Genomic DNA, 13,671 nt, shown 5'->3' on the forward strand with positions numbered 1-13,671 from the left:
GGATCTCAGAACGGCCAGTCTACGTGGAGCGCCCGCGCCGCCCCGCGACGCGCCACATCACGTACCCGGCCCGCGCCGCACCGAGCCCGCACGCCAGCGCCAGCAGCCCGAGCAGCACCGACCCCTGCAGCACCCCGACGAAGGCGCGCAGCCCCAGGAAGGCGAACAGCCCGAAGTTCGCCCCGAGCAGTAGCCAACCCGAGTCGGTCCCGGGCCTGTTGAACCGCTGCCAGGCGGTCCGCCGCGGTGCCCCCGGCGGCGGACCGGCCCACCGGGCGAGCACCGTGCGGCGACCGTTCGACGTCATGACGGCTCCTCGGCTCCGCAGTGCCCGGGCCCTCAGAGGCCGAGGCGCTCGCCGGGCTCCAGGCGGACGCCGCGGGCCCAGTCGGCACCGCGCATCGGCTTCTTGCCCTGGGGCTGGACCTCGCCGAGCTCGACGTCGTGGGAGCCGGTGCCGACCCGGACGGAGTTCTTGCCGACGGCGGCGATCTCGCCGGGGGCCAGCTCCGTACTGTCCGTCAGGAGCTTGACGGGGCCGGAGAGCTTGAGGCGCTCGCCCCGGAAGGTGGTCCAGGCGCCGGGGTTGGGGGCGCAGCCGCGGACCAGGCGGTCGACCCGCAGGGCGGGGTGGGTCCACTCGATCCGGGCGTCCTCCACCGAGATCTTGGGGGCCAGGGTGATGCCGTCGGCCGGCTGCGGGACGCCGTGCAGGGTGCCGTCCTCCAGCCCGTCCATGGTGGCGGTCAGCAGCCGCGCACCGGAGACGGCGAGGCGGCCGAGCAGCTCGCCGCTGGTGTCGCTCGGGCGGATCTCCTCGGTGAGGACGCCGTAGACCGGGCCGGAGTCGAGGCCCTGCTCGATCAGGAAGGTGGAGGCGCCGGTCACCTCGTCACCGGCCAGTACCGCGTGCTGGACGGGCGCGGCGCCGCGCCAGGCCGGCAGCAGCGAGAAGTGCAGGTTGACCCAGCCGTGCTTGGGGATCTCCAGCGCGCCCGGGCGGATCAGCGCACCGTAGGCGACCACCGGGCAGCAGTCCGGGGCGAGTTCGGCCAGCCGGGCGAGGAAGTCCGGGTCGCTCGGCTTCGCGGGCTTGAGCACCTCGATCCCGGCCTCCTCGGCCCGCTGGGCGACGGGGCTGGCGACCAGCTTGCGGCCGCGTCCGGAGACCGCGTCGGGGCGGGTGACCACGGCGACCACCTCATGGCGGTCGGAGGCGATCAGGGCGTCCAGGGCGGGGACGGCGACGTCGGGGGTGCCGGCGAAGACGAGGCGCATGCGGGTGGGGCCTTTCGGTTCGTGGAACGGTTGCGTCGGCGCGGGGTGCCGGAGCGCCGGTGCGTCAGCGCGGGAAGCCGAAGGTCGGGTGCGGCGAGACCTTCACCCGGGGCACCAGGCCCTGCCCCCAGTCGGCGTCCCGGATCGCCTTCATCGCCGCCTTGCGCTGCTCCCGGTCCAGACGGTCCAGGAAGAGCACGCCGTCCAGGTGGTCGGTCTCGTGCTGGATGCAGCGGGCGAGCAGCTCGGTGCCCTCGATGGTCACCGGGTCGCCGTACATGGTGAAGCCCTTGGCCACCACGCCGTAGGCGCGCTTGGTGTCGAAGCGCAGGCCGGGGAGCGAGAGGCAGCCCTCGGGGCCGTCCTGCTCCTCCTCGCTGAGCGACAGGTCGGGGTTGACCAGGTGACCCAGCACGCCGTCGACCCGGTAGGTGAACACCCGCAGGGAGACGCCGAGTTGGGGGGCGGCGAGGCCCGCGCCCGGCGCGTCGACCATGGTGTCGGTGAGGTCCTTGACCAGCCGGCGCAGCTCCTTGTCGAAGGTGGTGACGGGCTTGGCGGTGGCCCGCAGGACCGGGTCGCCGAACAGCCGGATCGGCTGGATCGCCATGCGGGAGGTCTCCTGACGGTCGGTCGGTCGGCACGGGCAGCGGCCAGTCTATGCAATCCCGGCGCACCCGTTCGGCGGCGTTTCTGGCATATCCCGTCTGCACCGGTCGCGTGACCAGCGGCGCACTCGGGCGTTGGTCAAGTGGGATTGACCGGGCCGCCCAGGCCCGGGCCGGGGCCGGCGCCCGGACGCAGCCGGAAGCAGCACGTTGGGAAAGGTGGCAGCAGAGGCCATGGCCGAGCAGATCAACCACGACGCCCGGGCGCGGGCCAGCCTGCACCTGCTGGTGCGCGACATCGAGCGGGTCCGGCGCCAGGTGGACGCGCTGCGCACCCTCACCGCCCAGCTGGGCAACGTCTACCGCCCCCGGCGGCCTTCCACCTCCGCCGGGTTCGTGGTCTACGGCCGGGCCCCCGCGCCGACCGTACGGCTGGCGCAGGAGCTGCGGGAGAGCGTGGAGACGCTGGTGGCGGCGGCCGTCGAGTTCGACCGCGCGCTGGGCTTCTCCTGGGACTCGGTGGGCTCGGCCCTCGGCGTCACCAAGCAGGCGGTGCACCGCCGTTACGGCATGCGGCGGCCCACCGGCGAGCTGCTCGCCACCACCGTGCCCTCCCCCGGCCGCCCGCCCGAGGACCTTCCGCACGCCCGCACGGCCGACGGCCTCCCGCACGCCCGGCCCGCCGACGGCCTCCCGCACGCACGCCCGGCCGACGGCCTCCCGCCGGCCCGCCCGGTCCGCCCCGCCGAGGAGCACCCGCTCACCCGCAGCCTGCCGCCCGCCATCCCGCCGGCCCGTCACCCCGAGCACCCGGGCGTCCCGCTGCGCGGCTGACGCCAGCCCCGCGGCGCCGTTCCGGACCCCGTACCGGACCCTGCCGAACGCCCCACCGGGTCCGTGCGGGGCACCGCCCCCACACAGACCCCACCGGCCGCGACCGGTGACCGGCCGTCACCCGGCGAGCACCACCAACTCCCTCGTCGCCCGGGTCATCGCCACGTACCGGTCCACCGCCCCCTCGACGCCCTCGCCGAACGCGGCCGGCTCGACCACCACGACCAGGTCGAACTCCAGGCCCTTGGCGAGCGTCGGGGTGAGCGACCGGACCCGGGGGTCCGCCGGCCGGTGGCGCGGCGCACCGATCACGCAGACGGTGCCCTCGGCGTTGGCGGACAGCCACTCCTCCACCACCCGGTCCAGCTCCGCGACGGCCCCGTGCCGGACCGGCAGCCCGCTGCTGCGGATCGAGAGCGGGACGTTGGCGTCCGGCAGGGCGGCCCGGATCTGCGGCTCGGCCTCGGCCATCACCTCTTCCGGGGTGCGGTAGTTGACGGTCAGGGAGGTGACCGTGACGCGGTCCAGGCCGATCCGGTCCAGCCGCTCCTGCCAGCTCTCGGCGAAGCCGTGCCGGGCCTGCGCCCGGTCACCGACCACGGTGAAGCTGCGGGAGGGGCAGCGCAGCAGCAGCATGTGCCACTCCGCGTCGCTGAGCTCCTGCGCCTCGTCCACCACCACGTGGGCGAACGGACCGGTCAGCGGCTCGGCAGCGGCCTGCGGCACCGCGCCCGAGTCCAGCAGCGAGTCCTGGAGGTCACGGCCCATCAGCATGGTGACGGCGCCCTCGCCGTCGTCGTCGGCGCCGGTCATCTCCCGGATCACGTCGTCCATCCGGGCCCGCTCGGAGGCCACGGCGGCCCGCTGACGGCGCTTCAGGCGCTCGGCCTCCGGGTCGCCGAGCCGGTGCCGGGCGGCGTCCAGCAGCGGCAGGTCGGCGGTGGTCCAGGCCCGGGGGTCGGCCCGGCGCAGCGCCCGGACCTCCTCGGGGGCCAGCCAGGGCGCGCACAGCCGCAGGTAGGCGGGCACCTCCCAGAGGTCGCCGACCAGGTCGGCCGCCTCGATCAGCGGCCAGGCCTTGTGGAAGGCGGTGACCAGCTCCGCGTCCCGGCGCATCGAGCGGGAGAGCAGCTCGGTGGTGATCCCGGCCTCCTCGTCCAGCTGCTCGTGCACGATGGCGACCAGCTCGTCCCAGATCTGCTCGCGCGCCTCGTTGTGCGGGGTGCCGGGCTCGACGGCCTCGAAGGCCTGCGCCCAGTCCCGCGCGTTCAGCCAGAACTCGCCCCAGTGGGTGGAGACCTGGATGCCCGCGGTGGGCGCCTCCTCGTAGATCCGGACGGCCGACTCGATCGCCCCGACCATCTCGACGGTGGACTTCAGCCGGGCCACCTCGGGGTCGGTCTCGGGCAGCGCCACGGCACCCTCGGGGACCAGGTCGCGCAGCGTGCAGGTCCGCACGCCCTCCTCGCCGAGGCTGGGCAGCACGTCCGCGACGTAGTTCAGGTACGGCTGGTGCGGGCCGACGAACAGCACCCCGCCCCGGCGGTGGCCGAGCCTGGGGTCGGCGTACAGCAGGTAGGCGGAGCGGTGCAGGGCGACCACGGTCTTTCCGGTGCCGGGCCCGCCGTCCACCACCAGGGCGCCGCGCGAGCCGGCCCGGATCACCGCGTCCTGGTCGGACTGGATGGTGGCCAGCACGTCGCGCATCCTCGGCGAGCGGGTGCTGCCGAGGCTGGCGATGAAGGCCGACTGGTCGTCCAGCGCGGCCCGGCCCTCCAGGCCCTCGGCGGTGAAGACCTCGTCCCAGTAGTCGGTGATCCGGCCCCGGGTCCAGCGGTAGCGGCGGCGGCTGGCCAGGCCCATCGGGTTGGCGTGGGTGGCGGCGAAGAACGGCTCGGCCGCCGGGGAGCGCCAGTCCACCAGCAGGCGGCGGCCGTCGGCGTCGGTCAGGCCGAGGCGGCCGATGTACACCGCCTCGCCGGTGGCCTCCTCCACCACGTGGCCCAGGCACAGGTCGAGTCCGAAGCGGCCCAGCGCGCGCAGCCGCCCGGCGAGGCGGTGCACCTCGATGTCGCGGTCCATGGCGGCCCGGCCGGCCCCGCCGGGGGCCTTGCGGGCGGAGTCGAGCTGCTCGGTCAGCTCGGCGACGGTCTCCTCCAGACTGGTCGCGATGGCGGCGAAGTGCCGCTCGTCGGCTGCGGTCAGAGCCGGGTCGGCCTTGGCGGCCAGACGGTCCGGCAGGTCGAAGGCGCTCTCGGCGGTGCGCGAACCGGATTCCGACATAGAGGTGTGCAACTCGCGAATCTCCCATTTGCGCAGGTTCTGGCTTCGGCCTGCGATTGTGGGGCATCAGGGGGGCCTTGCCACAAGGCCCCCCTCGCGCTATAAGTTGGTAGTGGCCGGAAGAGTGCTTTCTCCCTCTCCCCGCCGCCCTCAGCCCGTCAGGGCCAACTCCGCCACCACCGCCCGGTGATCCGTGCCCTTCAGGGTGTGCTCCGACACCGCCACCGGTCGCAGTGCCTCCCCGTGCAGCACGTGGTCGATCTGGATCACCGGCGGCAGCCCCGGCAAGTCGTGGTAGTCCTCCGGCCAGGTCGGCACCAGGCCCTTGCCCAACTGCTCGTGCGTGTCGGCCAGTCCGACGCCCAGCAGCTCGCGCATCGGGGCGTGGTCGAGGGTTGCGTTGAAGTCCCCGAGCATCACGGTGTTGCGGGGGGACCGCGCCGCCTCCGCCTTCAACTCCCGCATCCCGTCGGCCCACTTGGCCGGGTCGCCCATCGGGTAGAAGGTGTGCACGGGGACCACCCGCACGCTCGTCCCGCCCACCGTCACCTCGCCCGCGGCCGCGGCCCCGGCGGTGGTGCCGATCCCGACGGGCGTCAGCGGCGTCCGGGAGTAGAGCACGGTGTCCCCGGTCACGATCCGATGGGGCATCAACTCCGCCAGCCCGGCCGCCTCCACCCGCCGGGCCGCCACCGGGTTCAGCTCCACCGCGGCCAGCACGTCCACCCGCTGGTCCCGTACCAGCCCGACCAGCGCGGCCGGGTCGATCTGCCCCATGTACGCGTTGCTGACCGCGACCCGCAGCCGCGGCGCCTCGGCCGGAGCCGCCCCGGCGTCCGCCACCAACCGCGGGGCGAGCCAGGCCACTTGGACCGCGACCAGCAGCACCGCCGGCACCGCCGTCCGCCACGCCCGCAGCCCCAGCAGGCCGGCCGCCCCCAGCACCGCCCCGAGTGCGGCGTACGGCAGCGTGGCCATCGGCACCGCCCAGTACGTCCCGTCGTCGAAGCCCCCGAGCCGCACCGCCCCCAGCACCAGCGCCGGCAGCGCCGCCAGCCCGCAGAGCACGTACCCCACCCGCCACCACGCCCCGCGCCGCCTCCCGCCCGCCACCGGCGGAGCGCTGCCCGCCACCGTCTCCGTCACCACACCCGCCACGGGCACTCCCACCGTCCGACCTTGATCACCTGTTCCGCCCGGAGACGCCCCGCCCCCGCCGCACGGTTCCCCCAACCCCCTCGGCAACCCACTTTCCCCGCGCGCCGCACCGCTCTACGATCTTGCCTCCGGATCACCACTCGGGTGATCGTTCCGGGGGGGCTCCCATGATGATCTACCACGTGATCGGCATCGCTCTGCTCGTCATCGGCACGCCGCTGGTCGCGTTGGCCGGCAACCTCCTCGCCGAGTACGTCCACGAAGGTCTCGGCCGCACCGTCACGATCGGCGGGGGCCTGGCGGTCACGGGGACCGCCATCTGGTTCATCGTCCGCAGCTTCTGAGGCGGCGCCCCGTGCGCGACGCCTTCTCCGACGGGCTCCTCGGCCGGCCGGCCCGCGAGACGCATCCGGTCGACCTGATGTGCCTCTACCTGCTGCACGGCTCGGCCGACCGCATCCCGGGCCTGACGGCCGGTCAGGGCGGGCTCTCCTACGGGCACCTGCTCCGGCACGTCCGCCCCGAGCACCACTGGCGTCACGAGGACGCGGACACCTTCTCCCTCCCCGTCCGCCGCACGGTCCACGGGCGGCCGTACGGCCTGGAGTTCCGGCTCCACTTCCTCGGCGGCGAGCCCTACGCGGACGCGCTGATCCCCTTCGGCGCCGCCGTCGACCTGGCGCGCTTCCTGCACCGCCTCCGCACGCACCACGCCCCCGGCGGCCGGGCCTGGACCGTGTACACCGACCGGCACGACCTCCGCGAGAGCGTCCTGCGCTTCGCCGACGGCCGCGAGGTGTGGTTCCAGGTCAACCGCGGCCCGGCCCTCGCCGGCCGCCCCAGGCCGCTCCCCCACCACCGCCACCGCCTGGTCACCGGCCGCCTCCAGGGCAACGCCTTCGGCCTGGGCCCCCACCCCCCGACCGCGGGCAGTCCGGCCTTCCCCGACCCCCACCACCTCATCGCGCCCACGACCCCCGCGGCCCGCGCCTACCGTCGCCTCGTCGCCCGGAGCATCCCCGTACGGTGGTGAGGTCCGACCAGGCCTCCCGGCCTCACTCCGCGAGGATCCCCGATCGCCGCAACCGGAGCTCCGAGCGCACGAGTTCGAGGAGCCGCCCCGACCAGTTGCGGCCCCGGCCGGTGTTGTCCCCCCAGTACTCCGAGTCCATGTCGTCGTAGATCACCGTGGCGTCGCCCGTCGCCAGCAGGATCTCGGCCAGCCCGGGGTGCTGGTCGTACTTGGCGCGCAGCAGGCTCGTCATGACGGCGGTGCGGAGGCCCTCCCAGCCCTCGCGACGGGCCACCCCGCCCGCGAGCGTGCGTGCGGCGGCGGCGCTCCCCGCCGCCGAGATCGCCCGCCGGTCGTCGGGATCGGCGGCCGACAGCGCCCAGTAGGCGTGTGCGGCGGACGGGTGCACCGCGTCCGCGACCGTGATCGGAGCGGGGTAGTCGTGGCGCAGGCCGAGCTTGCCGGGATCGGCCTGCGGCTCGCGCGGGAACCAGTGGCCGAGCTGGACGGCCGGCGCGTACGACCGCACCGGTCCGTCCGCGGGGACGGCCTGCGCCCGCTCCGCCCGCCGGCGGGCCCGGTCCTCGAAGTACGCGACGGCCTCGTCGTAGCCCTCCTTCGTGATCACCTCGCCGGAATCCACGAAGACCCGGCCGCCCGGCCCGGCCACCAGGACGCGCAGCGGCCAGTCCTTGGCGTCCATGTCGCCCAGGGCGAAATGGCGCTGCGTCTCCGGGATCGCCAGGTACGCGGCGCGGGCCACGGCCCGGTTCTCCTCGGTCCGGTCGGCGAGGAAGGCGTCGACGGCGGCCAGGCAGCGGCCGGTCGAGTCGGGCCGCCCGTTCAACTCGTCGATGGTGTCCCTGACTTCGGCGGCCAGCAGCTCCGGCGTGAGCCAGCTCTCCGGCTCGCCGAACGTCCAGTCGGCCAGCTCGTGCGCGGACGCCTCCGCACCCTGCGGCAGGGTGGTGGCCACCCAGCCGGTGCGCAGCTTCTCCTCGAACTCCTCGAAGGTGACCAGGCCCCAGCAGTCGACGAGCCCGTCCGCGTAGACGAAGAGGTCGGTGAGGAAGTACTGGCCGCCGTTGCAGATGAAGACGTGCCGCCAGGTGCCGGGGATGCGGACGCCGTCCGCGGTGCGATGGGTGATCCGGTTGCCGCTCATCCCGAGAGTCTGGCGCAGTGATCACCGGCGGACCACCAGTTTCCGCGGGGCCCGCCGGTGATCACTGCGCCCCTACCCGTGCCCGTGTGACGCCGGGTCACCTTCGCCGTGCAGCCCGGCGCAGAGCAGGTCGAACCCCTGCCGCGCCGCGCCCAAAACCTCGTCCCGCGCCCGCCCGGAACCCTCGCCCGCCATGACCATCCGCCGCAACTCCCCCAGCGCCGCCCGGTGCACTCCGGCCACCGCGCCCGCCAGGACGGCCGCCCCCGTTGCGCCCTCCCGGTACGGCGCCCCCACCGGACGCTCCGTCAGGGCCCGCGCCAGTGCGGCCTCGACGTGTTCGCCGATCTCCCGCTCCCGGGCGCGCAGCGCCGGGCTCTCCAGCACCACCTCCCAGAACGCGGCCGCACCGGCCTGGAGTCCGAGCATCGGATCGTCCCGGCGCAGTGCCTCGAGCAGGTCGTCCCGGACGACGGCCACCGGACACGCGCCCGGCGCCCGGTCGCGCACCAGCGCGGCGAGCCGGCCCTCCACCTCCTCCTGCCGGTCGAAGAAGAGGTCCTCCTTGGCCGGGAAGTAGTTGAACACCGTGTTGGTGGACACCCCCGCCTGCCGCGCCACCTCCGCCACCGTCACCCGGTCGAAGCCGCGCTCCAGGAACAGCCCCAGCGCCGCGTCGGCGATGGCCGTCCGGGTCTGCCGCTTCTTGGTCTCTCGAAGGCCCATGGCCCCCATGGTAGTGTCACCACAAATTTGGTGTGACACCAAAATTATGGAGGCCTCCGTGACGAACCTGACCTTCGGCATCTACCCCGGCGGGATGCTCGGCGACGAGCGCGGCATCGTCCACCCCGTCACCCCGGACTCCCCCGAGCGCATCACCGCCGCCCTCACCGAACTCCAAGGCGGAGCCCGCACCCTCTCCGTCCGGGCCTACCGCTCCTTCGCCACCACCACGACCCCGGAGACGGTCCCCACCCCGGCCGACCCGCACCGCTACCTCGGCGACGGCCGCACCCTCGACCTGGTCCTCCAGTTCCGCGAGCCCTCCGGCGAGTTGGACGGCTGGCCGGAGTTCGTCCGCGACGCCGTCCGCACCGGCGGTCCGCACCTCACCTCCGTCCAGATCTGCGAGGAGCCCAACCTCGACCTCCCCACCGTCGACGGCAGCCGGCCCAACGTCCTGAACGCCCTCGTCCAAGGCGTCCTCGCCGCCCGCCAGGAGGCCGACGCCCTCGACCACCCCGTCGCCGTCGGCTTCAACGCCGTCCCGACCTTCGACCCGGCCGACACCTTCTGGCCCGACCTCGGCGCCCTCGCCGACACCGAGCCGCGCTTCCGGCCGAGCCTCGACTACGTCGGCCTGGACTTCTTCCCCGACGTCTTCCACCCGATCCCGGCCGGCCAACTCGCCGCAGCCGTGGGCGCCGTGCTCACCGGCTTCCGCCGCACCAGTCTCCCGCAGGCCGGCATCCCCGACACCGTCCCGATCCGCGTCTGCGAGAACGGCTGGCCCACCGGCCCCGGCCGCAGCGAAGCCCAGCAGGCCGCCACCCTCGAAACCGTCATCCGCACCGTCGCCGCCTCCGCCGCCACCCTCAACATCGACGGCTACTCCCTCTTCTCCCTGCGCGACGCCGACAGCCACGCCACCGGCCTCTTCCACCACTTCGGCCTGCTCCACGACGACTACTCCCCCAAGCCCGCCTTCGCGACCTACCGCCGCCTCATCCACGAACTCGGCACCGCGACGGCCCGTCAGCCCTCCGTCCACGGCGGCGCCCGCACCGCGTAGGCTCCCACCGTGATCCAGGACGGCGAATCGATGCAGGGCGGCCTCTCCCTCGTCCGGCGCCAGGGCGACACCGTCCGCCGCCCCTGGCGGGACTGGACCCCTGCCGTGCACGAGCTGCTCCGCCACCTGGAGCGCGCCGGCTTCACCGGCGCCCCGCGCGTCCTCGGCGGCAGCGCCGACTCCGGCGAGGAGGTGCTCTCCTTCCTCCCCGGCGAGGTCGGCCTCACGCCCTGGCCGGAGGCCCTCCGCACCGACGAGGGCATCACCGCCCTCGGCCACTGGCTCCGCGACTACCACGAGGCCGTCCGCGAGTTCCGTCCCCCGCCGGACGCCCTCTGGTGCGATCCCGACGCCCACTGGCGCCCCGGCCTGATCATCCGTCACGGCGACCTCACCCCCTGGAACACCGTCTGGTCCGACGGCCGTCTCACCGGCGTCATCGACTGGGACCTCGCCCTCCCCGGCGAACCCCTTCAGGACCTCGCCCAACTCGCCTGGTACACCGTCCCGTTGCGCACCGTCGAACGCCAACGCCGGGCCGGCTTCGGCCCCTTCGGCGCACCCCTCGCCCGCCGCCTCCACCTCCTCTGCACCGCCTACGGCGCCACCCCGGCCACCGTCCTCGACACCCTCGCCGACCTCCAGCGCGAGGAGACCACCCGCATCACCCGCCTCGGCCCCACCGGCACCGACCCCTGGGCCACCTTCCTGCACCGCGACTTCGTCCCCGACATCGAAGCCGAACGCACCTGGGCCCTGGCCCGCCGCACCGCCCTCCTCGCCCACCCCTGACCACCGGCCGGCGACGGAACCGTCCGGTTCGCCGACCGGGACCACACCGCCGGTGCCTCCTGTTCAGGAACGGGCAGCATGTTCAGTGCCTTCAGGGGGCACTCCGCATCGCCGGCGCCCCTCCACCGGGCCATTCTGGGTGGCACGGCACACGCAACGGGGGAGCAGATGTTCGGACGAGTGAAGTGCCCGGTCGGGGAGACCGAACGGGCTTGGCTGGACCGGTCGTTGGCCTGGTTGGAAGCGGAGTTCGGCACGGCGCCGGCACTGCGCGCACCGGTCCTGCCGACCGCCGAGGAGTTTCCGGGGACGTTCGGCGGGACGCCGGAGGAGATCCGGGGGCTGGTGCGGCGGTTCTGCGACCGCTTCGAGGTCGATCCGGAGCGGCTGGTCGTCGAGGTGGAGGACAGTGAAGAGGCAGACGCCGAGCGCCAGTTGGCGGCGGCCATCGGGGCCACCTTCGAAAGCCGCGGCGCGGCGGGACACTTCCGCCGGGACGCCACCGGCCGCCCGGTGGTGAGCATCGACCGCGCCCAGGCCCGCCGCCCGGTCTCCCTGGTGGCCACCATCGCGCACGAGCTCGGCCACGTCGCCCTGCTCGACACCGGCCGCCTGAGTTGGGACGCCCCGGACGGGGAGGAGCTCACCGACCTGCTCACGGTGTACTTCGGCTTCGGCGTCTTCAACGCCAACTCCGTCTTCACGCGCGTCACCGACGGCGACCGCGTGACCAGGAGCCGCCTCGGCTACCTCTCCCAGGAGCAGTACGGCTACGCCCTCGCCCGCTGGACCCTCCTGCGCGGCGACCCGGCCCCGGCCTGGGCCCGCCACCTCGACACCAACCCCCGCGGCTACCTCCGGCAGAGCCTCCGCCACCTGCGCGCCACGTCCTGAGAGGGCGGCCGTCCCGGCAGGCCTCGTGGTCCCGTGCCGGATCGTGCACGCCTCGCGAAGCGACGGACGTCACCCGCGAACGCGACGCGAGCGCGACGCCGGCTCGGCCGCGAACGACAATCCGCTTGCCGACCCGCCGCCCGCCCGGGCAGGGTCGTAGCCGTGGGAACAGACATTCACGGCTACCTGGAGTGCCGCACCTGGGGCCCGGGCCTCGCCTCCGACCAGCGGGCCTGGTTCGCCGCCATCGAGCTCTCCATGCTCGGCATGACCAGGGACTACGCGGGCTTCCCCTGCCTCTTCGGCGTCCGCGACATCGACCACCACTGGCGCCCGGTCGCCGCCGGCCGCGGCCTGCCCGCCGACGCCTCGGAGACCACCCGCACCGCCCACGCCGCCTGGGGCGAAGCCGCCTTCGGCGCCACCTGGCTCACCTGGCCCGAGGTCCTCGCCATCGACTGGGACGAGCCCGCCCTCCCCCGCGCCACCCACATCACCCGCTACCGCCGCCTCCCCGACGGCACCCTCGAACGCCGCCACCGCGACGACTGGAGCCGAGGCTTCGCCCACGTCAGCGGCATCGACACCCTCACCACCGACCCGGCGCGCATCCCCGACCTCTGGCCCGAGGGCACCGAATGGGACACCGGCCGCACCGTCTTCCGCGCCGAACGCGCCCTCCGCCGCGACGCCGTCCCCGCCGACGGCCCCTGGCACCCGGTCTGGTCAACCATGCGCACCCTCGCGGACGTCCACGGCAAGGACGCCGTCCGCCTGGTCGTCTGGTTCGACGAGTAGCCCGCCCGTCGGCTGTCCACATCGCCTGGCTCCGCGCGGTGGCAGCACCCGCACACAGTCAGCGGTTGTGGCTGCCCATAGGGTGGTCGCAGCCGCGGCACTTGCGGGTGAAGAGCAGACTCAGACCAACTGTGGCGGCTGCTCCGGTTGCCACACCCGCGCCCCGGGCCATCTTGCGTGCGGCGTTGCCGCCTATCGATCCGGTGCACCGCGAACAGTTCTGACACCCAGTCAGCACCCGGATTTTCTTCCCCACGCCTGGCTCTCCTCACCACGTACGCGCGATCGGGCACCTGTGCCCACCGGCGCAGCCTACCCCTCACGGCCGACCCAGCTGATCACAATTCCGCCCAGTGCCGGGAACGACTCGGCGCACCGGCTCGCTGGGGGTCCGGTCACCGGTCCGAGGCTCCAGCCCCTCACTCAGGCGCCCTCCGGGCGGGCGGCCAGGATGCGGCCCAGCAGCCGTGTGAGCACGGCCCGTTCGTCGTCGTCCAGGCCGGCGAACCACTCCTGCTCCCGCCGGGTCTGCTCGCCGAAGGCCTCCTGGACCGCCGCCTCCCCCGCCTCCGTGAGCGCGACCGTGACCGCCCGCCTGTCCTCCGGCAGCGGCCGCCGCTCCACCAGCCCGTCCCGCTCCAGGGTGTTGACGGCGTTGGTCACCGCGGACCGCGACATCGCCGACAGCTCCGCCAGCCGGGCGGGCTGCGTCGGCCCGAGCAACCACAGCTTGAACATCAGCCGGAACCCCGGCAGCGTCCACCCGCGCGGCCGATGGATCCGACTCTCCAGGTCCGCCACCACCAGGTAGGACAGGTGCAGCAGGTGGTGCGCCAGCGCGAACGCCTCCGGATCGGCCGGCGGCGGCATCCCCGCCAACCGCTCCCGCGCGAACTCGGCGTACCTGAGGTCCGGACGATCAGTGCTCTCCACGCCCCGAGTCTCGCTCATCCCGGCCGCCTCCACTCCACCCGGCCCCACCCCGACCCAGGCCCTCGGCGCGGCGGCGAACACGTCGGAGGGATATCCGGAATTTCCGCAGCCCGGTTCGATC

General features: G+C 74.2%; 15 protein-coding genes. 7 read left to right on the forward strand and 8 right to left on the reverse strand.

Annotation, left to right across the window (positions count from 1 at the left end):
- Positions 1-19: 19 nt before the first annotated feature.
- The 3 genes from ACWEPF_RS07375 to def form a co-directional block, all read right to left on the reverse strand.
- A complete protein-coding gene (locus ACWEPF_RS07375; protein WP_345283263.1) occupies positions 20-307 on the reverse strand; it encodes a hypothetical protein in 288 nt (95 codons plus the stop codon).
- A 32-nt stretch (positions 308-339) separates the two neighbouring features.
- Positions 340-1,278: a methionyl-tRNA formyltransferase gene (gene fmt, locus ACWEPF_RS07380; RefSeq protein WP_452171800.1), complete on the reverse strand. Its 939-nt coding sequence runs from the start codon at positions 1,276-1,278 to the stop codon at positions 340-342.
- A gap of 64 nt (positions 1,279-1,342) precedes the next feature.
- Positions 1,343-1,888: a peptide deformylase gene (def, locus tag ACWEPF_RS07385; protein ID WP_345283260.1), complete on the reverse strand. Its 546-nt coding sequence runs from the start codon at positions 1,886-1,888 to the stop codon at positions 1,343-1,345.
- A gap of 232 nt (positions 1,889-2,120) precedes the next feature.
- On the opposite strand from def, the gene ACWEPF_RS07390 reads away from it, so the two are divergent.
- Positions 2,121-2,720, forward strand: a complete 600-nt coding sequence (locus ACWEPF_RS07390; protein ID WP_452171898.1) for a hypothetical protein — start codon at positions 2,121-2,123, stop codon at positions 2,718-2,720.
- A 117-nt stretch (positions 2,721-2,837) separates the two neighbouring features.
- On the opposite strand, the gene helR is transcribed toward ACWEPF_RS07390, so the two are convergent.
- Positions 2,838-5,003: an RNA polymerase recycling motor ATPase HelR gene (helR, locus tag ACWEPF_RS07395; protein WP_452171801.1), complete on the reverse strand. Its 2,166-nt coding sequence runs from the start codon at positions 5,001-5,003 to the stop codon at positions 2,838-2,840.
- A 150-nt stretch (positions 5,004-5,153) separates the two neighbouring features.
- Positions 5,154-6,173: an endonuclease/exonuclease/phosphatase family protein gene (locus ACWEPF_RS07400; RefSeq protein ID WP_452171802.1), complete on the reverse strand. Its 1,020-nt coding sequence runs from the start codon at positions 6,171-6,173 to the stop codon at positions 5,154-5,156.
- A 155-nt stretch (positions 6,174-6,328) separates the two neighbouring features.
- Between ACWEPF_RS07400 and ACWEPF_RS07405 the strand changes: the two genes are divergently transcribed.
- Both ACWEPF_RS07405 and ACWEPF_RS07410 read left to right on the forward strand, forming a co-directional pair.
- Positions 6,329-6,505 (forward strand): hypothetical protein, encoded by a 177-nt coding sequence (locus tag ACWEPF_RS07405; protein ID WP_452171803.1) that lies wholly within the window; start codon positions 6,329-6,331, stop codon positions 6,503-6,505.
- An 11-nt stretch (positions 6,506-6,516) separates the two neighbouring features.
- Positions 6,517-7,194 carry a hypothetical protein gene (locus ACWEPF_RS07410; protein ID WP_452171804.1) on the forward strand — a complete coding sequence of 226 codons (678 nt, stop codon included), beginning with the start codon at positions 6,517-6,519 and terminating at the stop codon, positions 7,192-7,194.
- Positions 7,195-7,216: 22 nt separating this feature from the next.
- Here the strand turns inward: ACWEPF_RS07410 and ACWEPF_RS07415 are convergent, their stop codons facing one another.
- Together ACWEPF_RS07415 and ACWEPF_RS07420 are read right to left on the reverse strand one after the other, a co-directional pair.
- Positions 7,217-8,338, reverse strand: a complete 1,122-nt coding sequence (locus ACWEPF_RS07415) for a DUF7638 domain-containing protein (RefSeq protein WP_452171805.1) — start codon at positions 8,336-8,338, stop codon at positions 7,217-7,219.
- A gap of 72 nt (positions 8,339-8,410) precedes the next feature.
- A complete protein-coding gene (locus tag ACWEPF_RS07420) occupies positions 8,411-9,064 on the reverse strand; it encodes a TetR/AcrR family transcriptional regulator (protein WP_452171806.1) in 654 nt (217 codons plus the stop codon).
- A 58-nt stretch (positions 9,065-9,122) separates the two neighbouring features.
- Between ACWEPF_RS07420 and ACWEPF_RS07425 the strand changes: the two genes are divergently transcribed.
- From ACWEPF_RS07425 to ACWEPF_RS07440, 4 genes are all read left to right on the forward strand, one after another.
- Positions 9,123-10,133, forward strand: a complete 1,011-nt coding sequence (locus tag ACWEPF_RS07425) for a hypothetical protein (protein ID WP_452171807.1) — start codon at positions 9,123-9,125, stop codon at positions 10,131-10,133.
- Positions 10,134-10,142: 9 nt separating this feature from the next.
- Entirely contained in the window at positions 10,143-10,925 is a 783-nt protein-coding gene (locus tag ACWEPF_RS07430; RefSeq protein WP_452171808.1) for an aminoglycoside phosphotransferase family protein, read from the forward strand.
- Between the two features lie 168 nt (positions 10,926-11,093).
- Complete coding sequence (locus ACWEPF_RS07435) at positions 11,094-11,819, forward strand: hypothetical protein (RefSeq protein ID WP_452171809.1); 726 nt, start codon at positions 11,094-11,096, stop codon at positions 11,817-11,819.
- 162 nt (positions 11,820-11,981) lie between these two features.
- The gene (locus ACWEPF_RS07440) at positions 11,982-12,617 is read left to right on the forward strand and encodes a hypothetical protein (protein ID WP_452171810.1); all 636 of its coding nucleotides are present in this window, start codon (positions 11,982-11,984) and stop codon (positions 12,615-12,617) included.
- Positions 12,618-13,040: 423 nt separating this feature from the next.
- Here ACWEPF_RS07440 and ACWEPF_RS07445 read toward each other — a convergent pair whose 3' ends face one another.
- Positions 13,041-13,568 (reverse strand): MarR family winged helix-turn-helix transcriptional regulator, encoded by a 528-nt coding sequence (locus ACWEPF_RS07445; protein ID WP_345283326.1) that lies wholly within the window; start codon positions 13,566-13,568, stop codon positions 13,041-13,043.
- Positions 13,569-13,671: the final 103 nt, after the last annotated feature.

This window comes from Kitasatospora sp. NPDC004289 (assembly GCF_053602875.1).

Excerpts from the sequence above, each read along its gene's own strand:
- ACWEPF_RS07375 (WP_345283263.1), bottom strand. The coding sequence starts at position 307 with ATGACGTCGAACGGTCGCCGCACGGTGCTCGCCCGGTGGGCCGGTCCG.
- ACWEPF_RS07415 (WP_452171805.1), bottom strand. The coding sequence starts at position 8,338 with ATGAGCGGCAACCGGATCACCCATCGCACCGCGGACGGCGTCCGCATC.
- helR (WP_452171801.1), bottom strand. The coding sequence starts at position 5,003 with ATGTCGGAATCCGGTTCGCGCACCGCCGAGAGCGCCTTCGACCTGCCG.
- ACWEPF_RS07405 (WP_452171803.1), top strand. The coding sequence starts at position 6,329 with ATGATGATCTACCACGTGATCGGCATCGCTCTGCTCGTCATCGGCACG.
- ACWEPF_RS07445 (WP_345283326.1), bottom strand. The coding sequence starts at position 13,568 with ATGAGCGAGACTCGGGGCGTGGAGAGCACTGATCGTCCGGACCTCAGG.
- def (WP_345283260.1), bottom strand. The coding sequence starts at position 1,888 with ATGGCGATCCAGCCGATCCGGCTGTTCGGCGACCCGGTCCTGCGGGCC.
- ACWEPF_RS07435 (WP_452171809.1), top strand. The coding sequence starts at position 11,094 with ATGTTCGGACGAGTGAAGTGCCCGGTCGGGGAGACCGAACGGGCTTGG.
- ACWEPF_RS07390 (WP_452171898.1), top strand. The coding sequence starts at position 2,121 with ATGGCCGAGCAGATCAACCACGACGCCCGGGCGCGGGCCAGCCTGCAC.
- fmt (WP_452171800.1), bottom strand. The coding sequence starts at position 1,278 with ATGCGCCTCGTCTTCGCCGGCACCCCCGACGTCGCCGTCCCCGCCCTG.
- ACWEPF_RS07420 (WP_452171806.1), bottom strand. The coding sequence starts at position 9,064 with ATGGGCCTTCGAGAGACCAAGAAGCGGCAGACCCGGACGGCCATCGCC.